Below are 23,124 nucleotides of genomic sequence, written 5' to 3'. Positions count from 1 at the left end.
CCCGCCGGCCCGGGCGGCCCGCCGCGCGCCGTCAGTCCGCGATGCCCACCACGAGCCAGATGAACGCCGCGCCCGCCACCGTGCACAGCAGGGTGGAGCGGGCCGGGTGCTCGTGGTGCGCCTCGGGCAGGATCTCCGCGGCGGCGAGATAGAGCAGCACGCCGCCGAAGAGACCGAGATAGCAGCCGAGCGCCCGCTCCGGGATGCTGATGAACAGTGTCGAGGCGGCGCCGACGACCGGGGCCACCGCGTCCGCGACGAGCATGCCGATCGCCTTGCGGCGGGCGTTCCCGTACAGGCTCGTGATCGTGTAGGTGTTGAAGCCGTCCGCGAAGTCGTGGGCGATCACGGCCAGTGCCACCGCGAGACCCATCCCGCCGCCGACCTGGAACGCGGCGCCGATCGCCACTCCGTCCATGGCGCTGTGCCCGACCATCGCGGCCGCCGCCGTCAGACCCACCTCGGGCGCCCGGGAGTCGTGCTCCGCGCCGCCGTGGGCGACCCGGCGGGTGGCGAGCAGCCGTTCCCCCAGATGGGCGAGCAGGAAGCCGGCCACGAACAGCAGCAGGGCGGCCGGTACGCCGAAGATCTCCTCGCCCGCGGCCTCCAGCGCCTCGGGGAGCAGATCCAGGCCGACCACGCCCAGCATCAGGCCGCCGGCCAGGCCCAGCACCAGGTGACGACGGTCGGTCACGCGCTGTGCCGTCCAGCCGCCGGCCAGCGTCATCAGGAACGCGCCGAGCGCGACGAAGACCGCCATACGCCCTTGCTATCCGATCAACCCCCGTTCACGCACGTCCGACGGCTGCCCGCCCCCTGACTTCCGCGCCACGCGCGCACCCGGCAGTTCGTACATCTGTAGGAGAGGACCGATTCCCATGGCCGATGCCCCCACCGGCAAGGTGACCTTCGTCGGTGCCGGCCCCGGCGCCGCCGACCTGTTGACGTTCCGCGCCGCGCGCGCCATCGCGGACGCGGACATCGTGATCTGGGCGGCCAGCCTGGTGCAGGCGGAGGTCCTCGACCACGCGCACGAGGGCGCCGAGATCCTGGACTCGGCGACGATGTCCCTGGAGGACGTCGTCGCCGTGTACGAGCGGGCCGCCGCGGAAGGGCTGAAGGTGGCCCGGATCCACTCCGGCGACCCCGCGCTGTGGGGCGGCACGCAGGAGCAGGTCGACCGGTGCGCCGAGCTGGGCGTCGAGACGGAGATCGTCCCCGGTGTCTCGTCCTTCTCCGCCGTCGCCGCGCTCGCCCAGCGGGAGCTGACGATCCCCGAGGTCGCGCAGTCCGTGATCCTCACCCGGCTCGGCGGCGGCAAGACGCCGATGCCGCCCGGGGAGGAGGTGCGGGAGTTCGCGAAGCACGGCACGACGATGGCGCTGTTCCTGTCCGCCGCCCGCAGCGGGCAGCTGGTCAGGGAGCTGCTGGAGGGCGGCTATCCCACCTCGACGCCGGTCGTGGTCGCCTACCAGGCGACCTGGCCGGAGGAGCTGGTCGTGAAGTGCACGATCGGCACCCTGGAGGAGACCGTCAAGGAGCACAAGCTCTGGAAGCACACCCTCTTCCTGGTCGGACCGGCGCTCGACGCGAGCGGCACCCGCTCGCACCTGTACCACCCCGGCCACTTCCACGGTTTCCGCAAGGCCGACCCCGAGGCCCGCAAGGCGCTGCGCGCACGAGGTGCGACGACGTGATCACCGTCGTCGGTACGGGGACGGGGGCGCCCCTCTCCGCGGACGCCGGGGCGGCCCTCGCGCGGGCGGGGCTCGTCGTGGGCGGCCGGCGGCATCTGGCGGCCGCCCGGCTGCCGGAGACGGCGGAGCGGATCGTGCTCGGGCCGCTGGCGCCCGCCCTGGACGCGATCGAGCGGCACCTGGACAAGCACGGCGACGAACTGCCGGTCGTGGTGCTCGCCTCCGGAGACCCCGGGTTCTTCGGGATCGTGCGCGCGCTGGCGGAACGGTTCGGATCCGGGAACCTGACGGTCTCCCCCGGGGTGTCCTCCGTCGCCGCCGCCTTCGCCCGGCTCGGCCTGACCTGGGACGACGCGGTCGTGGTGAGCGCCCACGGGCGTGACCTGCGCACCGCCGTCAACGTCTGCCGCGCGCACCCCAAGGTGGCCGTGCTGACCGGGCCCGGCGCCGGGCCCGCCGAGCTGGGCGCCGCGCTGGCCTACCGCTCCGGCGAGCGGGTCCTCGTCGTGGCGAGCCGCCTCGGCGACCCGGGGCACGAGCGGGTGGAGCGGGTCACGCCCGCCGAGGCGGCGGCCCGCGACTGGGGCACGGCGGTGAGCGTCGTCGTGTGCCTGGACACCTCGTACGCCCCGGCACCCGCCCGTACGGTGGCGGGGCCGCCCCCCGGACCCGGCCGATGGGCCCTGGCCGAGAGCGAGTTCACGCATCGCGACTCGATGATCACCAAGTTCGAGGTGCGGGCGCTGGCGCTGGCCCGGCTCGGCCCGCGGCTCGGCGACCTCGTCTGGGACGTGGGATCCGGTTCCGGGTCCGTGGCGGTCGAGTGCGCGCGGTTCGGTGCCGCCGTCACCGCGATAGAGAAGACGCGGGACGGCGTGGAACGCATCCGCGCCAATGCGGCGGCGCACGGCGTGGACGTGCAGGTCGTGCACGGCGCCGCGCCCACGGTGCTGTCCGACCTGGACGATCCGGACGCCGTCTTCGTCGGCGGCGGGGGACGCGAGCTGCCCGGCATCGTCACGGCGTGCGCGCGCCGGGCCCGGCGGGCGGTCGTGGTCGCCATGGCCGCGCTCGACCGGGTGCCCGCGGTCCGTGACGCGCTCACCGCCGCCGGGTTCGACTGCGACGGCGTGCTGCTGCAGTCCTCCCGGCTCGCGCCGCTGCCGGGCGACGTCACCCGGCTCGCCGCGACCAATCCCGTTTTCCTGCTGTGGGGCGTCCGGCCTCCGGCCCGTACCGAAGGAGTCCCTCAGTGATCGGCCTGATTTCCGCGACGGCGGCGGGCGCGGCCGCCCGTGACCGGCTGGCCGCGGCCTGGCCCGGGCACACCCGGGTGTACGACGGGTCCGGCGGTCGTGCCGGGGACGCCGTGCGGCTGGCCTTCGCCGAGTGCGACCGGCTGGTGTGCTTCCTGGCCACGGGCGCGGTGGTGCGGCTCGTCGCGCCGCTGCTGGGTGACAAGACGTCCGACCCGGGGATCGTGTGCGTCGACGAGGCCGGACGGTTCGCCGTGTCCCTGGTCGGCGGCCACGCCGGCGGCGCGAACGAACTCGCGCGGGAGGTCGGCGCGGTGCTGGGCGCCGAACCGGTGGTGACCACCGCGACGGACGCGGTCGGCATGCCCGGTCTCGACACGCTCGGACTCCCCGTGGAGGGGGATGTCGCGGCGGTGTCGCGGGCGCTGCTCGACGGGGAGCCCGTCGCGCTGGACGCGGAGCTGGCCTGGCCCCTTCCGCCGCTGCCCGTGGGGACGCACGGCACGTACCGGATCCGCGTCACCGACCGTGCCGTCGGGCACGCCGAGCACGAGGTGCTGCTGCGGCCGCCCTCCCTCGTCGTCGGCGTCGGGGCCTCCAGGGGTGCCCCCGTGGACGAGGTGCTCGCCCTGGTCGAGGACGCGTTGCGGGACGCCGGACTGTCCGTGCGGTCCGTCGCCGAGCTCGCCACCGTCGACGCCAAGGCCGGCGAGCCGGGCATCGTCGGGGCCGCCGAACGCCTCGGGGTGCCCGTGGTGACGTACCCGGCCGAGGAGCTGTCGGCGGTCGAGGTGCCGAACCCCTCGGACGCGCCCCTCGCCGCGGTCGGCACGCCGTCCGTGGCGGAGGCCGCCGCGCTGGCCCGCGGGGGTGAACTCCTCGTCCCCAAACGGAAGTCGGTACGGCCGGACGGGCAGCCCGCGATGGCGACCTGTGCCGTCGTGCGGCGGGCGGCGCGCGGCCGGCTGGCCGTGGTCGGGCTCGGTCCGGGAGCACGCGACCTGCTCACCCCGCGGGCGGCGGAGGAACTGCGGCGCGCCGCCGTGCTCATCGGGCTCGACCAGTACGTCGACCAGATCCGCGACCTGCTGCGCCCCGGCACCCGGATCCTGGAGTCGGGGCTCGGCGCCGAGGAGGAGCGGGCCCGCACCGCGGTCGCGGAGGCCCGCCGCGGGCAGGCCGTCGCGCTGATCGGCAGCGGGGACGCGGGCGTGTACGCGATGGCGTCGCCCGCGCTGGCCGAGGCGTCCGACGACATCGACGTGGTCGGGGTGCCCGGCGTGACGGCCGCGCTCGCGGCCGCAGCGATCCTGGGGGCGCCCCTCGGGCACGACCACGTGTCGATCAGCCTGTCCGACCTGCACACGCCGTGGGAGGTCATCGAGCGGCGGGTGCGTGCCGCCGCCGAGGCCGACCTCGTGGTGACCTTCTACAACCCGCGCAGCCGGGGCCGCGACTGGCAGCTGCCGAAGGCCCTCGCGATCCTCGCGGAGCACCGGGAGCCGTCGACGCCGGTCGGAGTAGTACGGAACGCCTCGCGCCCGGACGGGAGCAGCCGTCTCACCACGCTGTCGGAACTCGACCCGGCCGTGGTGGACATGATGACCGTGGTGACCGTGGGCAACACGGCGACGCGTGAGATCGCCGGGCGGATGGTGACGCCGCGCGGCTACCGCTGGCAGGAGGAGCCCAAGTGAGGCCGAGCAACCAGGAACAGCCCGCGAGCCGGGTCGTGCACCCCATCGAGCAGGAGTCCTTCCGGCGGCTGCGGGCCCGCCTGGACACCTCCGGTTTCCCGCCGCTGACCCGGGCGGTCGTGGAACGGGTGATCCACTCGGCGGCCGACCTCGAGTACGCCGACGATCTCGTCATGGACGAGCGGGAGCTGGAGCGGGCGCACGCCGCGCTGCACTCCGGGGCGCCCGTCGTCGTGGACGTGGAGATGGTCGCGGCGGGGATCACCCGGCGCGACACCGTGTGCCGGCTGAGGGACGCCAGGTCCGGGCCGGGGCTGACCCGTTCGGCGCACGCGATCCGCCTCGCCCTCGAGGACGTCGGCCCCGGCGCGATCTGGGTCATCGGCTGTGCGCCGACCGCCCTGGAGGAGCTGCTCACGCTCCACGCCGATCCCGCGCTCGTCATCGGTCTGCCCGTCGGTTTCGTCGGCGCGGCCGAGTCCAAGGCCGCGTTGCGCGAGAGCGGGCTGCCCGCTGTCAGCAACGTGTCCGAGAAGGGCGGTTCCGCGGTCGCCGCGGCCGCGCTGAACGCCCTGCTGTACCACCCCGTCGCACCGGCCGCCGGGGCCGCTTCGACCGCCGAGGCCGCACCGGCCGCCAAGGAGAAATCGTGACCATTCCTGCCCCCGCCCTGCTCATCGCCGGACACGGCACCCGGGACGAGGCCGGAGCCGAGGCCTTCCGCGCCTTCGTACGGGAGCTGGGGCGCCGTCACCCCGAACTGCCCGTCGCCGGGGGGTTCATCGAGCTGTCGCCGCCCCCGCTCACCGAGGCGGTGGGCGAGCTCGTGGCGCGGGGGGTGCGGCGGTTCGCCGCCGTCCCGCTGATGCTGGTGTCCGCCGGGCACGCCAAGGGCGACATCCCGGCGGCGCTGAACCGCGAGAAGGAGCGGCACCCCGGGATCTCGTACACGTACGGGCGTCCGCTGGGGCCGCACCCCGCGCTGCTGGCCGTGCTGGAGCGGCGGCTCGACGAGGCGCTGGGCGACGGGCCGGCGCGTACGCCCCAGGACCGCGCCGACGTGACCGTGCTGCTCGTCGGGCGCGGGTCCACCGACCCGGACGCCAACGCCGAGGTGTACAAGGCGGCGCGGCTGCTGTGGGAGGGCCGGGGCTACGCCGGTGTGGAGACCGCGTTCGTGTCGCTGGCGGCGCCCGACGTGCCGTCCGGCCTCGACCGCTGCGTGAGGCTGGGCGCGCGGCGCGTCGTCGTGCTCCCGTACTTCCTCTTCACCGGGATCCTCCCGGACCGGGTGCGGCAGCAGACCGAGGGCTGGGCGGCCGCGCACCCCGAGGTGGAGGTCCGCTCCGCCGACGTGATCGGCCCCGAGCCGGAGCTGCTCGACCTGGTGATGGAGCGTTACCGGGAGGCGGTCGAGGGCGACCTCAGGATGAACTGCGACTCGTGCGTCTACCGCATCGCCCTGCCCGGTTTCGAGGACAAGGTCGGCATGGCGCAGCAGCCGCACTTCCACCCGGACGACGACGGCCACCACCATCACGGGCACCACGGGGACACCGCGCACTCGCACTCCCATGCCCACTGAGGGCACGCCCGGTCCCGGCGCGGACGCTGCCGCTGCTTCTGCTGCTGCTGCTGCTGCGGACGCTGCCGAGGGGGCCGCGCACGATCTGCGTCATCACGGTGACGCGGAGGTCCGGGACGACGGCTCCGCGCTCACCGATCTGGCCGTGAACGTCCGTGCGGACACGCCGCCGGTGTGGCTGCGCGAGCGGATCGCCGAGTCGCTGACGGGGCTCGCCGCGTACCCGGACGGGCGGGCCGCGCGGGCCGCGGTGGCCGCCCGGCACGGGCTCCCCGTGGAGCACGTGCTGCTCACCGCCGGCGCGGCGGAGGCCTTCGTCCTGCTCGCCCGTGCCCTGAAGGTGCGTCACCCCGTGGTGGTGCACCCGCAGTTCACCGAGCCGGAGGCGGCACTGCGGGACGCCGGGCACACCGTGGAGCGGGTGCTGCTGCGCGAGGAGGACGGTTTCCGGCTCGACCCGGCGGCCGTCCCGCAGGACGCGGACCTGGTCGTGATCGGCAACCCGACGAACCCGACGTCCGTGCTGCATCCGGCCGAGGTGATCGCCGGACTCGCCCGTCCCGGGCGGGTGCTGGTCGTCGACGAGGCGTTCATGGACGCGGTGCCCGGCGAGCGCGAGGCCCTGGCCGGGCGGACGGACGTGCCCGGGCTCGTGGTGCTGCGCAGCCTCACCAAGACGTGGGGTCTGGCGGGGCTGCGCATCGGGTACGTGCTGGCCGCCCCTGGGACGGTCACGGAACTGGAGCGGGCCCAGCCGTTGTGGCCGGTCTCCACGCCCGCCCTCGCCGCGGCGCGGGCGTGCGTGTCCTCCCAGGCCCTCGCGGAGGCCGGTCACGCGGCGCACCGCATCGCCGCGGACCGGGCCCACCTGGTCGCCGGGCTGCGGGAGTTCGCGTCCGACGGGCTGCGGGTGGTGGAGCCCGCGGAGGCCTCTTTCGTGCTCGTGCGGCTGCCCCGGGCGGGGGCCGTACGCCGTCACCTGCGGGACCTGGGCTTCGCCGTGCGGCGCGGCGACACCTTCCCGGGACTGGGAGAGGAGTGGCTGCGGCTCGCGGTGCGGGACCGGCCGACGGTGAATCGTTTCCTTCAGGCGCTGGACCGGGCGGTGACGCGGGCCGACGGGTGAGGCGAGGGGCCTGCTCAGGGGGCCCCGGCGTCAGCCGCGGTTCCTACGGGACAGGAGCACCCCTGCCCCGCCGACGGCGAGCAGCGCCACCGCGCCGCCCGCGAGGTACGGCGTCACCGAACCGGCGCCGGTGTCGGCGAGGCCGGCCTCGCCCGGTGCGCCCTGCGGCTCGGCCTCGGACACGGGCTCGGTGCCCTTCGCGGGCGCCGCGGGCGACTCGCAGGTCGCGGCGGCCAGGGTCAGCGTGCCCTCGACCTCGGCCACGTTCAGCTTCAACGGGTTGATGGAGACTCTCAGTTCGAGCGCCGTGGCGGCGGCCGTGCGGGACGTGGTCCGCGTGCTGGACAGGTCGAGGCGGACCTCGCCGACGCCCGGCACCCGCACCTGTGTGGGACCGCCGGCCGTCAGCGTCACCTTCTTGCCGAGGACGGTGACCGGGCCGAGCAGATCGGCGGCGGCCACCGGCTTTCCGCCCGCCTCGCAGGTCGCCCTGGCGGTGACCTGCTCGACCTCGATGAGGGAGAGCAGCGGCAGCCCCGGTACGTGGAGCTCGGCGTGCGCGAGGCGGGTGCGGCCCTCGGCCTTCCGGGCGGAGACCGTCGCGTCGGCCGTGGCGACGTCCGCGCTCAGCACGCTGAACGGACGCCCGCCGGCGACGCCGTCCAGCCGGGCGGCGAGCGCGGTCCTGTGGGCGCTGCGCGGTGCCTGGACCTCGTTCAGGGAGACCGCGAGCGGGAGGTTCACGGACTTGCTGAGCAGGGAGACGTCGAGCCCGGTGCGCAGCACGACGGCGCTCGCGCGGCCGTGGCCGGTGGCCGCGTGGGCGGGGCCCGCGCCGGTCAGGGCCGCGGGACCCGCGGCCAGGGCGGTGGCCGCGGCGGTCGCGGCGAGGCGGCGTGCGGGCATGCGGAAGTGGTTGCCGTTCACGGTGGTGGGACCCCCAGGGGAGAACAGACTTGGGACCCGGCAAGAATTACGCACGGAGAGTGAACGGTCAGCGACCTGACGTCACTTCACTCCAACGTGGGATTTCCGTGCGTTTCTTCGAATCCCCCGGCACGGGTGTTCGCCCTCGTCCCCCACGCAACTCCCCCGTGGGAACACGCCGGTTGACGCCCCGGTGCACGAAGTGGGGTGCTCAACGAGCCCGTCGGCCCGCCGTCACGCCGCGTCAACCGGGGAGGTGCGCGTGAGGTCAGCCGACGGGGTTGCCGTTCAGGATCACCCGGCGCGGCGCGGCGAGCACGCGGACGTCCGCGCGGGGATCCTCGGCGTAGACCACGAGGTCCGCGGGTGCCCCCTCGTCGAGTCCCGGCCTGCCCAGCCAGCGCCGGGCGTCCCATGCGGTCGCGGACAGCGCCGCCAGCGGCGGGATGCCGGCGGTGACGAGTTCGGCGACCTCGCCCGCGACCAGGCCGTGCGCGAGGGAGCCTCCCGCGTCGGTGCCGACGTAGACCGGGATTCCGGCGTCGTAGGCGGCCCGTACCGTGTCGTAGCGCCGCTCGTGCAGCCGTCGCATGTGCGCCGACCAGGCGGGGTACTTGGCGTCGCCGCCCGCCGCGAGCCGCGGGAAGGTGGCGATGTTGACGAGCGTGGGGACGATGGCGACGCCCCGCTCGGCGAAGAGCGGGATGGTGTCCTCGGTCAGACCGGTCGCGTGCTCGACGCAGTCGATGCCCGCCTCGACCAGGTCCCGCAGGGAGTCCTCGGCGAAGCAGTGGGCGGTGACGCGGGCGCCGAGCCGGTGGGCCTCGGCGATCGCCGCCTCGACGGCGTCCCGCGGCCAGCAGGCGCTCAGGTCGCCCGTACCGCGGTCGATCCAGTCGCCCACCAGCTTCACCCAGCCGTCGCCGCGCCGGGCCTCCCGGGCCACGTACGCGACGAGGTCCCCGGGCTCGATCTCGTGGGCGAAGCCACGGATGTAGCGGCGGGTGCGGGCGATGTGCCGGCCCGCCCGGATGATCTTCGGGAGGTCGTCGCGGTCGTCGGTCCAGCGGGTGTCGGACGGCGAGCCGGCGTCCCGGATCAGCAGGGTGCCCGCCTCGCGGTCGGTGAGCGCCTGCTTCTCCGCGACGTCCTCGGGCACCGGCCCGTGCGGTCCGAGCCCGACGTGGCAGTGCGCGTCGACGAGACCGGGCAGCGCCCAGCCCTGCACGGTGCGGACGTCGCGGGCGCCGGCGGGGCGCTCGTAGGAGATCCTCCCGCCGACGACCCACAGTTCGTCCCGGACGTCGTCGGGGCCGACGAGCACCCGCCCCTTCACGTGCAGCACCGCGCGATCACTCATGACCGCACCCTAGTTCCTGGCCCTCGTGTCGCGGCTAGAGGCCCTTCTCGACCGTCCCGGCCGTGCCCTCTTCCACGTCCGCCATCGCCGGGTCCAGCAGCCGGGACAGGAAGTGCCGGGTGCGCTCGTGGCCGGGGTTGCCGATGACCTGTGCGGGGGCGCCCTCCTCGACGACCACACCGCCGTCCATGAAGACGACCCGGTCGGCGACCTCGCGGGCGAAGCTCATCTCGTGGGTGACGACCATCATGGTCATGCCCTCGTTCGCGAGCATCCGCATGACGGCGAGCACGTCCCCGACGAGCTCCGGGTCGAGGGCCGAGGTCGGCTCGTCGAAGAGCATCACCTCCGGGCCCATCGCCAGCGCCCGGGCGATCGCCACCCGCTGCTGCTGGCCGCCGGACAGCGAGGCGGGGTACGCGTCGGCCTTCTCGGACAGGCCCACCCGGCGCAGGTTCTCGGCGGCCACCCGGGCCGCCTGCGCCTTGTCGCGGCGAAGGACCCGGCGCTGCGGCAGCGCGAGGTTCTCGGTCACCGTGAGGTGCGGGAAGAGGTTGAACGCCTGGAAGACCATGCCGATCCGGCGGCGGACGGCGTCGATGTCGACGTCGGGGTGCGTGACCTCGGTGCCGCCGACGAAGACCTGCCCCTTCGTGGGCTCCTCGAGGAGGTTCACGCAGCGCAGCAGGGTCGACTTGCCGGAACCGGACGGGCCGATCACGCAGACCACCTCGCCGGTGCCGATCTCCAGGTCGATGCCGCGCAGCACCTCGTTGTCGCCGAAGGACTTGTGCAGCCCCTTGACCTGGATCTCCGGTGTGCTGGACGTGCTCACTTGGTGGCCTCCCCGGCCTTGGCCTCCAGGCGCCGCACGACGAAGCCGAGCGGCACGGTCACGAGCAGGTAGCACAGACCCGCGACCAGGATCGGCGTGGAGTTGGCGGTCTGGCTGGCCAGGTCGCGGCCGAACTTGGTGAGTTCGCGCTCCTCCAGCGTGACACCGAGGAACAGCACCAGCGAGGAGTCCTTGAAGAGGAGGACCAGTTCGTTGGTGAGAGGCGGGATCACGATGCGGAACGCCTGCGGGATGATGATCGAAACCATGGCCCGGGCGTGCGAGAAGCCCAGGGAACGGGCCGCCTCCATCTGTCCCTTGGGCACCGCCTGGATGCCGGCGCGGATCGTCTCCGCCATGTACGCGGCGGAGACCAGGCCGAGTGCGAGCGCCACCTTGCCGTAGGTGCCGCCCGGGATCTCCGTGCCGGGGAACGCCAGCGGTACGGCGACGCCCACGAAGACGAAGATCAGCAGGGCCGGCAGCCCGCGGAAGACCTCGATGTAGATGCCGGAGAGCCAGCGGTAGGGGCCCACCGGCGACAGCCGCATGAGGGCGATGACCATGCCGAGCACGAGGCCGAAGACGAAGCCGGACATCGTGTACAGCACGGTGTTCTTCAGCGCCAGCGTGATGACGTCCGGGAACATCTGCCGGACCAGGTCCCACTGCGCGAACTGGTTCTTCAGCCGCCCCCAGTCCGCCGTGAACGCGAAGGCGATCAGGGCGGCGACGAACACGACGTACTGGACACCGCGCGACACGGCACGCTTCTGCCGCCGGGTCAGGCCGGACTTGCGGGGCTGGACCGTGGTGCCGGCTTCACTCATGAGGCGGACGGGGAGGCGGTCGCCGCGGACTCGTCGTACGGGCCGATCCACTTCTCGTACAGCTTCTTGTACGTGCCGTCGGCCTTGGCGTCCTTGAGCGCCTTGTTGACGGCGGCGACCAGCTTGGTGTTGCCCTTCTTCACCGTGAAGCCGTACTGCTCACCGGTGTTGAGGTTGCCCACCACCTTGAAGGCGTCGGCGTTCGCCTTGTCCTTGAGCCAGCCCTGGACGACCGGGTAGTCGATGATGACGGCCTGGACCTGGCCGGAGCGCAGGCCGTTGATGACCGCGTCCGAGGACTCGAAGGAGACCGGGTCGAAGCCCTGCTTCTTCGCGTAGTCCTCGCCCGTCGTCTGCGCCTGGGCGCCGAGCTTCCTCCCCTTGGACTTCACGTCCGCCAGGGAGTCGACACCGCTCTTCCTGTCGACCAGGACGGCCTGGGTGGCGTCGAAGTACGGGTCGGAGAAGTCGACGTTCTTCTTGCGCTCCTCGGTGATGGTCATGCCGGCGGCGGCGAGGTCGCACTGGCCGGAGTTGAGGAACGCGCCGGTCTTGAAGTTCTCGAACGGCGTGTCGACGATGGCCTGCTTCACGCCGAGGTCCTGGGCGACCAGGTCGATGAGGGAGACGTCGAAGCCCTGCACCTTGCCGTCGACCTCCGACTGGAAGGGCGGGTACGGCAGGTGGGTGCAGGTGGTGAGCTGACCGCCCTTGACCAGCGTGACCCCGCCGGCGGTGGTCTTCTTGCCCCCGTCGTCGTCCGAGGAGCAGCCGGCCACGAGCAGCAGCCCGGCCGTCGCGGTGGTGGCGGCCAGAATGCGGGTCCGGCGTCCGAGGACCGAGTTCACGGGGGACCTCCTGTGAGGGAACTGAGGGTTCCGATTATAAGGAAAGGTTTGGGTTGCTCAAATCAATCCGATGGTGGCTGGGCCGTCCGGCCTCGGATCCCGGCCCCGGAGGGGGCACGGGGCGCCGACTGCGGCCGTCTGGACCTTGCCGGGCCGCCGCGGGACCGCCCGTTACGCTCATACCGCGTATCCACGTACTGGAATCCGCGTACTGGAACCCGTGAGTGAAGAGAGCGTCGCCGTGACCCACCCCTTCCTGGACCTGACCCCCTTGACCGCGGCGCACTTCGCGTCGATCGAGGACCGGGTGGCCCGGCTGCTGTCCACCGGGCAGGACGTCGTGATCATGCAGGGCGAGGCGCTGCTTCCGCTGGAGGGCGCGATCCGCGCCACCGCGGGACCGGGGACGACGGCTCTCAACATCGTCACCGGCCCGTACGGGCAGACGTTCGGCGACTGGCTGCGGGACTGCGGGGCGCGGGTGATCGACCTCGCCGTGGCCTTCCACGCGGCCGTCACGGCCGAGCAGGTCCGCGCGGCGTTCGCCGAGCACCCGGGGATCGACTTCGTCTCGCTCGTGCACGCCGAGGCGGCCACCGGCAACACGAACCCGGTCGGCGCGATCGGCGAGGTGGTACGGGAGCACGGCGCGCTGTTCTACCTGGACGCCGTCGCCTCGATCGGCGCCGAGCCGGTACTGCCGGACGCGTGGGGCGTGGACCTGTGCGTCATCGGGGCCCAGAAGGCGATGGGCGGGCCCGCGGGCGTGTCGGCGGTGTCCGTGAGTGAGCGGGCCTGGGCGCGGATGGCGGCGAACCCGGCGGCCCCGCGCCGGTCGTACCTCTCCCTTCTGGACTGGAAGGAGCGGTGGATCGACGGCGGCCGCAAGGCGCTGCTGCACGCGCCCGCACAGCTGGAGATGCTGGCGCTCGAGGCGTGCGTCGAGCGCATCGAGGCCGAGGGGCCGGCCGCGGTGATGGCCCGCCACGCCTCGGCGGCGGCGGCCACGCGCGCGGGCGCCCTCGCACTGGGCGGGGGCATCGAGCCGTACGTGCACGAGGTGTCGGACGCCGCGCCCGTGGCGACCACGCTGCGGACGCCGCCCGGGATCGACGCGTCGGGGCTGGTGGCGCGGGCCCTGGCCGCCGATCCCGCGCTCCCCCTGGTCGCGGGAGGGGGCGCGCTCGCCAAGGAGATGATCCGGGTGAACCACTACGGTCCGGACGCGACGCGCGGTGTCGTGCGGGCCTGCCTGACGGCGCTGGGGTCCGCGCTGGCCGAGCTGGGCGGCGCGGTGGACCTGGAGGCGGCGGGGCGCGCGGTGTCCGACGTGTGGGAGTGATCCCGGCCCCGTGCGTCCCGCGCCCGGGTCCGTACCCGGGCGGGTGACGCGCCCCGGCCGTCCGGTTGGGGCGTGCCCCTCGTACGCGCGCGTCGGCCCCTTCACGCGAGGCGTCTCACGGCGCCGGAGCAAGCCGCGCATGGGACGGCTCACCTCTCCGAGCGCAGAAATCTGCCACGTCCGCAGAAATGCAGCGCAATGCAAAGCGCCTTTCCCCGCCTACTCGCTCAGTATTATCCGGAATAGCTTCCCTTTGCTCTTCTGCCCGCTTTCGCTGATGCCAAACGCAAAGATTTCGCGAACGCCGACCGAGGGAATCCGGGCCGATCGCACACAGGTCACCACGCTGTGATGCACTCCACAAGACGTCCGTTTCCTCCCTTCTTATACGGACAGAACGTCAGATAAAGTCTTGGTGCAACCCGGCGACTCACGCCCGCGTGATAACACATGTATGGCGTGTTCGTAACCCCGGCCGACGATGCAATTTCGACTTTCGCTGGGTAAATTCAATCGGCATGACCGCCGCACCAGCAGACCTGCAAGCGGAATTCCTGGGAATGCCCGAGGGCCTCCGGATCGACCGTCCGGAGGTGGCCGACGGGGCCGCGCTCTGGCGCATCGCCAAGGACTCCGGAAACCTCGACCTGAACTCCTCGTACAGCTACCTCCTGTGGTGCCGTGACTTCGCCGGCACGTCGGCGGTGGCCCGGGACGCGGAGGGGAATCCCGTCGGTTTCGTCACCGGCTACGTCCGCCCCGAGCAGCCGCACACGCTGCTCGTGTGGCAGGTGGCCGTCGACGGCGACTACCGCGGACGCGGACTCGCCGCCGCGCTGCTCGACGGGCTGACCGCCCGGCTGGCGAAGGAGAGCGAGCGCGGGCCCGAGTTCGTCGAGACCACGATCACGCCGGGCAACACCGCCTCCGAGCGCCTGTTCGCGTCGTACGCCGCACGCCACGGCGCGGCCCTGGAGCGGGAGGTCCTGTTCGACACCGGGCATTTCCCCGACGGACCGCACGACCCCGAGGTGCTCCACCGCATCGGACCGCTGTCTCTCTGAACCGCCGTCCCCTCTCCGGCATCCCCCACGACTTCATCTCCCAGGAGGAGATCCGCTGTGACCATCACCCAGCCCGACCTGAGCGTCTTCGAGACCGTGGAGTCGGAGGTGCGCAGTTACTGCCGCGGCTGGCCCACCGTCTTCGACCGCGCCCAGGGCAGCCGCATGTACGACGAGGACGGGCACGCCTACCTCGACTTCTTCGCGGGCGCCGGTTCGCTCAACTACGGCCACAACAACCCCGTGCTCAAACGCGCCCTGATCGACTACCTGGAGCGCGACGGCGTCACCCACGGTCTCGACATGTCGACGACCGCCAAGCGCGCCTTCCTGGAGTCCTTCCAGAACCTGGTCCTGCGCCCGCGCGACCTGCCCTACAAGGTCATGTTCCCGGGCCCGACGGGCACCAACGCGGTGGAGTCCGCGCTGAAGCTGGCCCGCAAGGTGAAGGGCCGCGAGGCCATCGTGTCCTTCACCAACGCCTTCCACGGCATGTCGCTGGGCTCGCTCGCCGTCACCGGCAACGCCTTCAAGCGCGCCGGCGCCGGTGTCCCGCTCGTGCACGGCACCCCGATGCCGTTCGACAACTACTTCGACGGCCAGGTCCCGGACTTCCTCTGGTTCGAGCGGCTGCTCGAGGACCAGGGCTCCGGTCTCAACAAGCCCGCCGCCGTGATCGTCGAGACGGTGCAGGGCGAGGGCGGCATCAACGTCGCGCGCCCCGAGTGGCTGCGAGCCCTCGCCGACCTGTGCGAGCGCCAGGACATGCTGCTGATCGTCGACGACATCCAGATGGGCTGCGGCCGCACCGGGGCGTTCTTCTCCTTCGAGGAGGCGGGCGTCACCCCGGACATCGTCACCGTGTCCAAGTCCATCAGCGGCTACGGACTGCCCATGTCGCTGTGCCTGTTCAAGCCCGAGCTGGACATCTGGGAGCCGGGCGAGCACAACGGCACCTTCCGCGGCAACAACCCGGCGTTCGTGACCGCGGCAGCCGCCCTGGAGACGTACTGGACCGACGGGGCCGCGATGGAGAAGCAGACCCGGACCCGCGGCGAGCAGGTCGAGCAGGCGCTGATCTCCATCACCGAGGAGAACCTCGCCGACATCAAGGAGTACCGGGGCCGCGGCCTCGTCTGGGGCCTGGAGTTCAAGGAGAAGGAGCGGGCCGGCCGAGTCGCGCAGCGCGCCTTCGAGCTCGGTCTGCTCATCGAGACCTCGGGCCCGGAGAGCGAGGTCGTCAAGCTGCTTCCGGCGCTGACGATCACGCCCGACGAACTGGACGAGGGCCTGCGCACCCTCGCCCGCGCCGTCCGCGAGACGGTCGCCTGACCGCGTACGCACCACAGAAAGGCAGCAACTCACCGTGATCGTCCGATCATTCAAGGACATCGAGGGAACCGACCGTCATGTGAAGGCCAAGTCCGGCACGTGGGAGAGCAAGCGCATCGTGCTCGCCAAGGAGAAGGTCGGGTTCTCCCTCCACGAGACGACTCTGTACGCGGGCACCGAGACGTCGATGTGGTACGCGAACCACATCGAGGCGGTGCTCTGCGTGGAGGGCGAGGCCGAGCTGACCGATGACGAGACCGGCGAGAAGCACTGGATCACGCCGGGCACGATGTACCTGCTGGACGGCCACGAGCGCCACACCATGCGTCCCAGGACCGACTTCCGGTGCGTCTGCGTCTTCAACCCGCCGGTCACCGGACGGGAGGACCACGACGAGAACGGCGTGTACCCGCTGCTGACCGAGGAGGTCTGAGCGGCTGCGCACCGCGTTCCGGGCCGGCCCCCTCGGGGTGCCGGCCCGGGCGTTTCTCCGCCCGCGGTCAGCCGGACAGGACGTCGAGCAGCCGGTCGACGTCGGCGGGGGTGTTGTAGAGGTGGAAGGCCGCCCTCAAGTTGCCCGCGCGGTCGGATACTTCGACGCCTGCCCGGCTCAGTTCGGGCTGCCGGTGGCCGAGCCGCGGGACGGAGACGATGGGCGAGCCGGGGGCCGGCACGGGCGCGTGCCCGAGCCTGTCCAGCCCCGCCCGGAACCGGTCGGCGAGCGCGAGGTCGTGGGCCCGTACGGCGTCCACGCCCAGTTCCCCGATCAGGGCCAGCGAGTGGCGGGCTCCCGCGTACGAGAAGAGGCTGGGACTCTCGTCGAACCGCCGTGCGGAGTGGGCGAGTTCCTCGACCGGGCCGTAGCAGCTGTCCCAGGGGCGCTCGCCCGCGACCCAGCCCGCGAAGACGGGTGTGAGGCCGCCGAAGTCCTCCGGGACGACCAGGAAGGCCACGCCCCGCGGGCAGAGGAGCCACTTGAAGGCGACGGAGGACACGAAGTCGTACGCGTCCGCGTCGATCGGCAGCCAGCCCGCGGCCTGGGACACGTCGATGTACGTCCGCGCCCCGTGCGTGCGGGCCGCCTCCCGGATCGCGGCCAGGTCGGCGACCCGGCCGTCCGCGGACTGCGCGGCGCTGACGGCGACCAGTGCCGTGCCCGGGCGGACCGACTCGGCGATCCGCTCCAGCGGCACCACGCGCACCTTGAGGTCGCCGCGCACGTGGAAAGGGTTCACGACCGAGGTGAAGTCCGCCTCGGCGGTGAGCACTTCGGCGCCCGCAGGGAGCGAGGCGGCGATCAGACCGGTGTAGACGGCGACCGAACCGCCGGCCGCCACCCGGCTGCCGGGGACGCCGGCCAGCCGGGCGAAGGCGGCCCGGGACGCCTCCACGTCCGCGAACATGTCCTGCGGCCGGCCCGCCGCCACGGACTCCACGCCGGCCCGCACGGCGTCGACCGCCCGGACCGGCAGCAGTCCGGTGCTGGCCGTGTTCAGATAGGTGTTCTTCGGGGCGAACTCGGCTCGTACGAGGCTCTCGAAGGTCTCCATGGGACCACTCTGCGGCCCCGCGAAGCCTCCGTCCATTGCCCGTTTCTGCGGGCTTTCACCAAGAAACGCTTATACGTGGGCCCCGACCTGCGGTTTCTCCGTCGGCCGGGTGCCCGGTCCGCGGGCTCAGTTCCCCGGGACGGCGCAGCCGTCGGGGCCGCAGGCCTGCGCGTCGCCGCCCGGCTCCTGGATCAGCGTCAGCGCCGGCCGCTCGCCCCAGGCCTGGGCCAGGGCCTGGGTGAAGACCTCGGCGGGCTGGGCGCCGGAGATGCCGTACGTGCGGTCGAGGACGAAGAAGGGGACGCCGGTCGCGCCCAGCTCGGCGGCCTCTCGCTCGTCCGCGCGCACCGCCTCGGCGTAGGCGGCCGGGTCGGCGAGGACCGCGCGGGCCGCGTCCGCGTCGAGGCCGGCGGCGACGGCCAGTTCCACGAGCCGTTCGTCGTCGTCGAAGACGGACCGCTCCTCCGCGAAGTTCGCGCGGTAGAGGAGGTCGATCAGTTCGTCCTGGCGGCCCTGCTCCCCGGCGAAGTGCAGGAGGCGGTGCATGTCGAAGGTGCTGCCGTGGTCGCGGCCCTCGGTGCGGTAGTCCAGGCCCTCCGCGGCGGCGTTCGTGCCGAGGTTGTTCTCGGCGGCCTGCGCCTGTGCCTCGCTCATCCCGTACTTCCTGGCCAGCATCGGCAGGACGAGTCCGGTGTCGCCCTTGGCGCGCGTCGGGTCCAGCTCGAAGGAGCGGTGCACCACCTCGACCTCGGCCCGGTGCGGGAAGGCGGCGAGCGCCTTCTCGAAACGGGCCTTGCCCACGTAGCACCACGGGCAGGCGATGTCGCTCCAGATCTCGACGCGCATTCTTCGGCTTCTTCCAGGTCGTACGGGTACGGAGACGCCCTCCGCCACATACGTGAACGTTCAAGCGGCTGGGGTCATTCCCCCGGCACCGCGTAGCGCAGAACCAGGTGGTGATCGTCCTCGGCGGGCGGGTGCTCCGGGTCCGGGACCCAGCCCCGGCGCGCGTAGAAGGCCCGGGCGCGCAGGTTCTCCACGTGCACGTCCAGCGAGGCCGCGCGCTTCCCGTCCGCCTGCCACTCCTCGACGCAGGCCGCGTGCAGCGCGGTGCCGAGGCCGGTCCGCCAGTGATCGGGGTCGACGTGGAACTGGAAGAGCTTCACGGTGTCGCGGGGCGCGCCCTCGGCGGTGCGGAAGGAGGCGAGAGCGGCGATCCGGCCGCGCTCGACCACGCACAGCACGTGCCCTTCCGGGCGGCCGATGGCGCTCCGCCAGTCGGCGAGCCAGTCCGCGCCGTCGCCCGGGAGGCCGTCCGGGTAGTACGTTGCCCGGGCCCGGGCGTGCAGGGCCGCGACCGCGGGGGCCTCGGCGGGCAGCGCGGTCCTGATCACCCGGTGCACCCGGGCCACACGGTCTGCGATCACGCAACGGAGGACGTGACGGGCGGCGCGGTGGTTCCACGGCGCTCGAACCGGGTGCGGCGGGCGGCCCGGTGCTCAGCTGCCGTCCCGCAGGTCCTTCGGCCAGGCGGGGCGGTACTCGATGGCGTCGTACCTGACCACGCAGCCCTCGCCGAGGGGGGACTGCGTCATGAAACCGACGAGGGCCGCCTTGGACGCTTCCTCGTCGGCCAGGGTGAACAGCCGGACGAAGGTCCAGCGGACTCCGTCGCGGGAGGCGTGGAAGGCGAAGGCACGACCCGTGCGGCTGATCCGGAGCCAGACGGAACTGCCCTCGACGGTGAAGGAGTTGGCGTCGTCGGAGTGCCCACGGGTGACCACCGTGCAGACGGTGGGCACATCCGGGGAGTACTCCAGGCAGAGCTTCGCCCAGGCCCGCTCCGCCACGTGCACGTAGAGCACCCCGGCGTCGAAGGAGGCGGAGAAACCGACCGTGACGCGGGCCACCAGCTGGAAGTCGCCCTCCGGCGCGCCCAGCAGCCGGGGCGCGTCGGTGGCCGGGTCCAGGGCCTCACCGGTGGGCGGCACGAAGCGGTCCTGCCGCGCGCCCGCCCATCCGGTGAGCACTCCGTCCTCGTACGACCAGTGGCCGTCCGGCCCGTACGTGCGGAGAGGGAAGGGGAGTTCGGGAAGTTCGACGTCCATCCGCCGAGTGTCCCAGGGGGCCGGGGTCAGCGTTCGAGCCGCCCGTCGTAACGGCGGGGCAGCCCCAGCGGGTTGTCGTCGCGCAGCTCCGGCGGCAGCAGGGCCTCGGGAGCGTTCTGGTACGCCACCGGGCGCAGCCAGCGCTCGATCGCCGTACCGCCCACGGAGGTCGAGGTGGAGGTGGTCGCCGGGTAGGGCCCGCCGTGGTGCTGGGCCGGCGCGACGGCGACGCCGGTCGGCCAGCCGTTGACCAGGACACGGCCCGCGAGCGGGGTCAGCTCCGCGAGGATCTCGGCGCCGCGCCCCTCGCCGGCCGCTTCCTCGGTGGAGAGGTGGACGGTGGCGGTCAGGTTGCCCGGGAGCCGCGAGAGGACCGCGCCCGCTTCGGCGTCGTCCTCGTAGCGGGCGACGACCGTGAGCGGGCCGAAGCACTCCTCGAGGAGCAGGTCGTGCTCGCCCTCGGCAGCCAGCTTGTGCGCGGGCACGGTCAGGAAGCCGGGGCTCACCGTGTGCTCGCCGCCCGCGCCGGGGGTGACCGGGGACTCGACGCCTTCGAGGCCGGTGCGTTCGGCGACGCCGGCGAGGAAGTTGTCCCGCATCCGGTGATCGAGGAGGACTCCGGCCTCGGTGTCGCTGACGGCGTCGGTGAGGGACTTCAGCAGCCTGTCACCGGCGTCGCCCGAAGGTGCCAGCACCAGGCCGGGCTTCACGCAGAACTGGCCGACGCCGAGCGTCATCGAGCCCGCGAGACCGGTGCCGATCGCCTCGGCGCGCTCGGCGGCGGCGGCCTCGGTGATGACGACGGGGTTGAGCGAGCCGAGCTCGCCGTGGAAGGGGATCGGCACGGGGCGCGCGGCCGCCGCGTCGAAGAGGGCACGGCCGCCGCGGACCGAGCCCGTGAAGCCGGCCGCCGAGACGAGCGGGTGCTTGACGAGTTCGACGCCCGCCTCGAAGCCGTGGACCAGGCCGACGACGCCCGCGGGGATGTCGTGCCGGGCGGCGGCCCTGCGCAGGGTCGACGCGACCAGCTCCGACAGGCCCGGGTGGTCGGGATGGGCCTTGACGACGACCGGGCAGCCCGCGCCGAGCGCGCTGGCGGTGTCGCCGCCGGCGACCGAGAAGGCGAAGGGGAAGTTCGACGCCGAGTAGACGGCGACGACGCCCAGGGGCACCTTGTAGCGGCGCAGGTCCGGTACCGGCGGGGTCGCGGTGTCGTCGGGGTGGTTGATCACGACGTCGAGGAAGGCGCCCTCGTCGACGATGTCCGCGAAGGCCCGCAGCTGGTAGCAGGTGCGGGCGAGTTCGCCGGTGAGGCGGACCGGGCCGAGCGCGGTCTCCGCGTCCGCGGCCTCGACGAGCCGGTCCTTGGCCTCTTCGAGCAGGTCGGCCGACGTGCGCAGGAAGGCGGCGCGTACGGTGCGGTCGGCGAGGGCCCCTCTGGCGGCGTGCGCGGCGCGGACGGCCTCGTCCACCTCCTGGGCTGTGGCCTCCACCGCAACCTGCTCACGCTGCTTCCCGGTACGGGGGTCGACACTCCAGACTGGTGCTGCTGCCACCGCGGGTTCCTCCAGATGTGATGCCGTACTTCCTGTGTCACGCACCAAACGCGTTCGATATACTGAACGCTGTCTCTGATGGTGAATATGCTGTTGGAGACTATTTCGCGTCCAACGAAGGGGTCAAGCGCGATGTCGGCAGTCGAGACAGGCGGCGGGGCACAGGTCAAGTCCGCGGTACGGACCGTGGAACTGCTCGAGTACTTCGCCGGCCGGCCCGGAATGCACTCCCTGGCCGCCGTCCAGGAGGCCGTCGGCTACCCCAAGTCGAGCCTGTACATGCTGCTGCGCACGCTGGTGGAGCTCGGCTGGGTCGAGACGGACGCGACCGGCACGCGGTACGGCATCGGCGTCCGCGCCCTGCTGGTCGGCACGTCCTACATCGACGGCGACGAGGTGGTGGCCGCGGCCCGGCCCACGCTGGACCGGTTGTCGGACGACACGACGGAGACGATCCACCTCGCCCGGCTCGACGGGACGAACGTCGTCTATCTCGCCACCCGCCAGTCGCAGCACTACCTGCGCCCCTTCACCCGGGTGGGACGGCGGCTTCCCGCGCACTCCACCTCCCTGGGCAAGGCGCTGCTCGCCACCCATACCGACGAGCAGGTCCGCAAGATGCTCCCGGAGACGCTGCCGGCGCTGACCGAGCACACCATCACCGACCGGGAGAAGCTCATCGAGGAGCTGCACCAGGTGCGGGAGCAGGGCTTCGCGGTGGACCGCGAGGAGAACACGCTGGGGCTGCGCTGCTTCGGCGTGGCGATCCCCTACCGCACGCCCGCGCGGGACGCGATCAGCTGCTCCGTGCCGGTGGCGCGGCTCACGCCCGCCCACGAGCAGATGGTCAAGGACGCGCTGTTCGACGCCCGTGACCGGCTCACCCTTGCGACGCGGAGGCTCTGAGGTGGAGGTGGTCCTGCGCCCGGTGCACGACAGCGATCTGCCGGTCTTCTTCCGGCTGGCGAACGACCCCGAGTCGAGCCGCATGGCCGCGTTCACGGCCGAGGACCCGGCCGACCGGGACCGGTTCGACGCCCACTGGCGCCGCGTCCGCGCCTCGTCCGCCGTGGTGCGGACGGTCCTCGCGGACGGCGACGTGGTCGGCAGCGCCGCGGTGTACGGCGAGCCGGGTGAGCGCGAGGTGACGTACTGGATCGACCGCGCGTACTGGGGCCGGGGCATCGCGACGCGGGCCCTGCGCGCCCTGCTCGCGCTCGTCCCAGAGCGGCCCCTGGAGGCCCGCGTCGCCGCGGACAACGCGGCGTCCCTGCGGGTCCTGGAGAGGTGCGGCTTCCGCGAGACGGCCCGCACCCGCGGTTACGCCGACGCCCGCGCCGAGGAGATCGACGAGGTCGTCCTCACCCTGCGGGCCTGACCCCCGGGCCGAGGAGATCGACGAGGTCGTCCCCACCCCGCGGGCCTGACCCCCGGGCCGAGGAGATCGACGAGGTCGTCCCCACCCCGCGTGCCTGACCCCCGGGCCGAGGGAGATCCACGACGTCGACCCCACCCCGCGGGCCTGACCCCCGGGCCGAGGAAATCCACGACGTCGACCCCACCCCGCGGGCCTGACCCCCAGGCCGAGGAAATCCACGACGTCGACCCCACCCCGCGTGCCTGACCCCCAGGCCGAGGAAATCCACGACGTCGACCCCACCCCGCGTGCCTGACCCCCGGGCCGAGGGAGATCCACGACGTCGACCCACCCCGCGGGCCTGACCCCCGGACACCGGGACGGCTCGCGGGACGGACGACCTTCCTCTCCCCCGCACGGCGGAGGCGGATCGTCGGCACGCAGGACGCGGGGCGGGGGACCGCCGCGGGACCGTGAGGACATGTCGCTTCCATCCGGTTCCTCCACCGCCCCCGTCGCCGGACCCTCCCGGGGCTCCGCGCGCGGCCGGGCCGGCCGCGCGCGCCGCGTCCTGCGCGCCGTCGCCCTCGGCTCCCGCCTCCCCTCTCTCCGCCCCAAAACCACCCGGATCGCGGGCAGTCACATCGGCACCCC

Annotated in this window: 23 protein-coding genes; 12 read left to right on the top strand and 11 right to left on the bottom strand. The window is 73.0% G+C overall.

Features of this window, described 5'->3' with window-relative positions; genetic code table 11:
• Nucleotides 1-31 precede the first annotated feature (31 nt).
• A complete protein-coding gene (locus AC069T_RS22895; RefSeq protein ID WP_478784492.1) occupies nucleotides 32-760 on the bottom strand; it encodes a ZIP family metal transporter in 729 nt (242 codons plus the stop codon).
• Between the two features lie 118 nt (nucleotides 761-878).
• Here AC069T_RS22895 and cobM point away from each other — a divergent pair, with 118 nt between their 5' ends.
• The 6 genes from cobM to cobC are packed head-to-tail and all read left to right on the top strand — an operon-like array spanning nucleotide 879 to nucleotide 7,361.
• Nucleotides 879-1,697 (top strand): precorrin-4 C(11)-methyltransferase, encoded by an 819-nt coding sequence (gene cobM, locus AC069T_RS22890; protein WP_358855072.1) that lies wholly within the window; start codon nucleotides 879-881, stop codon nucleotides 1,695-1,697.
• Complete coding sequence (gene cbiE, locus AC069T_RS22885) at nucleotides 1,694-2,953, top strand: precorrin-6y C5,15-methyltransferase (decarboxylating) subunit CbiE (RefSeq protein WP_478784491.1); 1,260 nt, start codon at nucleotides 1,694-1,696, stop codon at nucleotides 2,951-2,953. Before cobM ends, cbiE begins: the two co-directional genes overlap by 4 nt.
• A complete protein-coding gene (gene cobJ, locus AC069T_RS22880; protein WP_478784490.1) occupies nucleotides 2,950-4,650 on the top strand; it encodes a precorrin-3B C(17)-methyltransferase in 1,701 nt (566 codons plus the stop codon). Before cbiE ends, cobJ begins: the two co-directional genes overlap by 4 nt.
• Nucleotides 4,647-5,303, top strand: a complete 657-nt coding sequence (locus AC069T_RS22875) for a precorrin-8X methylmutase (protein ID WP_478784489.1) — start codon at nucleotides 4,647-4,649, stop codon at nucleotides 5,301-5,303. The genes cobJ and AC069T_RS22875 overlap by 4 nt, the downstream gene beginning before the upstream one ends.
• Nucleotides 5,300-6,235 carry a sirohydrochlorin chelatase gene (locus tag AC069T_RS22870; RefSeq protein ID WP_478784488.1) on the top strand — a complete coding sequence of 312 codons (936 nt, stop codon included), beginning with the start codon at nucleotides 5,300-5,302 and terminating at the stop codon, nucleotides 6,233-6,235. The genes AC069T_RS22875 and AC069T_RS22870 overlap by 4 nt, the downstream gene beginning before the upstream one ends.
• Nucleotides 6,225-7,361: an Rv2231c family pyridoxal phosphate-dependent protein CobC gene (gene cobC / locus AC069T_RS22865; protein ID WP_478784487.1), complete on the top strand. Its 1,137-nt coding sequence runs from the start codon at nucleotides 6,225-6,227 to the stop codon at nucleotides 7,359-7,361. Before AC069T_RS22870 ends, cobC begins: the two co-directional genes overlap by 11 nt.
• Before the next feature lie 30 nt (nucleotides 7,362-7,391).
• Here the strand turns inward: cobC and AC069T_RS22860 are convergent, their stop codons facing one another.
• From AC069T_RS22860 to AC069T_RS22840, 5 genes are all read right to left on the bottom strand, one after another.
• Nucleotides 7,392-8,288 carry an SCO1860 family LAETG-anchored protein gene (locus AC069T_RS22860; RefSeq protein WP_478784486.1) on the bottom strand — a complete coding sequence of 299 codons (897 nt, stop codon included), beginning with the start codon at nucleotides 8,286-8,288 and terminating at the stop codon, nucleotides 7,392-7,394.
• Nucleotides 8,289-8,556: 268 nt separating this feature from the next.
• Entirely contained in the window at nucleotides 8,557-9,648 is a 1,092-nt protein-coding gene (locus tag AC069T_RS22855) for an amidohydrolase family protein (RefSeq protein WP_478784485.1), read from the bottom strand.
• Nucleotides 9,649-9,682: 34 nt separating this feature from the next.
• Nucleotides 9,683-10,483 carry an amino acid ABC transporter ATP-binding protein gene (locus tag AC069T_RS22850; RefSeq protein ID WP_478784484.1) on the bottom strand — a complete coding sequence of 267 codons (801 nt, stop codon included), beginning with the start codon at nucleotides 10,481-10,483 and terminating at the stop codon, nucleotides 9,683-9,685.
• Nucleotides 10,480-11,313: an amino acid ABC transporter permease gene (locus AC069T_RS22845; RefSeq protein ID WP_478784483.1), complete on the bottom strand. Its 834-nt coding sequence runs from the start codon at nucleotides 11,311-11,313 to the stop codon at nucleotides 10,480-10,482. The genes AC069T_RS22850 and AC069T_RS22845 overlap by 4 nt, the downstream gene beginning before the upstream one ends.
• Nucleotides 11,310-12,161 (bottom strand): transporter substrate-binding domain-containing protein, encoded by an 852-nt coding sequence (locus tag AC069T_RS22840; RefSeq protein ID WP_478784482.1) that lies wholly within the window; start codon nucleotides 12,159-12,161, stop codon nucleotides 11,310-11,312. Before AC069T_RS22840 ends, AC069T_RS22845 begins: the two co-directional genes overlap by 4 nt.
• 241 nt (nucleotides 12,162-12,402) lie before the next feature.
• Here AC069T_RS22840 and AC069T_RS22835 point away from each other — a divergent pair, with 241 nt between their 5' ends.
• The 4 genes from AC069T_RS22835 (at nucleotide 12,403) to AC069T_RS22820 (ending at nucleotide 16,332) form a co-directional block, all read left to right on the top strand.
• Entirely contained in the window at nucleotides 12,403-13,503 is a 1,101-nt protein-coding gene (locus tag AC069T_RS22835; RefSeq protein ID WP_478784552.1) for a pyridoxal-phosphate-dependent aminotransferase family protein, read from the top strand.
• 518 nt (nucleotides 13,504-14,021) lie between these two features.
• Nucleotides 14,022-14,567, top strand: coding sequence for a diaminobutyrate acetyltransferase (gene ectA, locus AC069T_RS22830; RefSeq protein WP_478784481.1), 546 nt, complete (start codon nucleotides 14,022-14,024; stop codon nucleotides 14,565-14,567).
• Between the two features lie 57 nt (nucleotides 14,568-14,624).
• Nucleotides 14,625-15,899 carry a diaminobutyrate--2-oxoglutarate transaminase gene (gene ectB / locus AC069T_RS22825; protein WP_478784480.1) on the top strand — a complete coding sequence of 425 codons (1,275 nt, stop codon included), beginning with the start codon at nucleotides 14,625-14,627 and terminating at the stop codon, nucleotides 15,897-15,899.
• A 34-nt stretch (nucleotides 15,900-15,933) separates the two neighbouring features.
• Nucleotides 15,934-16,332 carry an ectoine synthase gene (locus AC069T_RS22820; protein WP_476754570.1) on the top strand — a complete coding sequence of 133 codons (399 nt, stop codon included), beginning with the start codon at nucleotides 15,934-15,936 and terminating at the stop codon, nucleotides 16,330-16,332.
• 67 nt (nucleotides 16,333-16,399) lie between these two features.
• Here the strand turns inward: AC069T_RS22820 and AC069T_RS22815 are convergent, their stop codons facing one another.
• The 5 genes from AC069T_RS22815 to AC069T_RS22795 form a co-directional block, all read right to left on the bottom strand.
• Entirely contained in the window at nucleotides 16,400-17,449 is a 1,050-nt protein-coding gene (locus AC069T_RS22815; protein ID WP_478784479.1) for an aminotransferase class V-fold PLP-dependent enzyme, read from the bottom strand.
• Nucleotides 17,450-17,575: 126 nt separating this feature from the next.
• On the bottom strand, nucleotides 17,576-18,295 hold the full coding sequence (locus AC069T_RS22810; protein ID WP_478784478.1) for a DsbA family oxidoreductase: 720 nt from the start codon (nucleotides 18,293-18,295) through the stop codon (nucleotides 17,576-17,578).
• 74 nt (nucleotides 18,296-18,369) lie between these two features.
• The gene (locus AC069T_RS22805) at nucleotides 18,370-18,876 is read right to left on the bottom strand and encodes an N-acetyltransferase family protein (protein ID WP_478784477.1); all 507 of its coding nucleotides are present in this window, start codon (nucleotides 18,874-18,876) and stop codon (nucleotides 18,370-18,372) included.
• A gap of 72 nt (nucleotides 18,877-18,948) precedes the next feature.
• Nucleotides 18,949-19,557 carry a DUF1349 domain-containing protein gene (locus tag AC069T_RS22800; protein WP_478784476.1) on the bottom strand — a complete coding sequence of 203 codons (609 nt, stop codon included), beginning with the start codon at nucleotides 19,555-19,557 and terminating at the stop codon, nucleotides 18,949-18,951.
• A 26-nt stretch (nucleotides 19,558-19,583) separates the two neighbouring features.
• Nucleotides 19,584-21,113, bottom strand: a complete 1,530-nt coding sequence (locus tag AC069T_RS22795; protein WP_478784475.1) for an aldehyde dehydrogenase (NADP(+)) — start codon at nucleotides 21,111-21,113, stop codon at nucleotides 19,584-19,586.
• A 132-nt stretch (nucleotides 21,114-21,245) separates the two neighbouring features.
• On the opposite strand from AC069T_RS22795, the gene AC069T_RS22790 reads away from it, so the two are divergent.
• Together AC069T_RS22790 and AC069T_RS22785 are read left to right on the top strand one after the other, a co-directional pair.
• The gene (locus AC069T_RS22790) at nucleotides 21,246-22,019 is read left to right on the top strand and encodes an IclR family transcriptional regulator (RefSeq protein WP_358855708.1); all 774 of its coding nucleotides are present in this window, start codon (nucleotides 21,246-21,248) and stop codon (nucleotides 22,017-22,019) included.
• Nucleotide 22,020: 1 nt separating this feature from the next.
• Nucleotides 22,021-22,491, top strand: coding sequence for a GNAT family N-acetyltransferase (locus AC069T_RS22785; protein ID WP_478784474.1), 471 nt, complete (start codon nucleotides 22,021-22,023; stop codon nucleotides 22,489-22,491).
• Nucleotides 22,492-23,124: the final 633 nt, after the last annotated feature.

The sequence above is a fragment of the Streptomyces sp. NPDC043867 genome, from assembly GCF_056435845.1.
The sequence above is the reverse complement of the archived record's forward strand: the minus strand, read 5'-3'. Positions and strand labels throughout refer to the sequence as shown.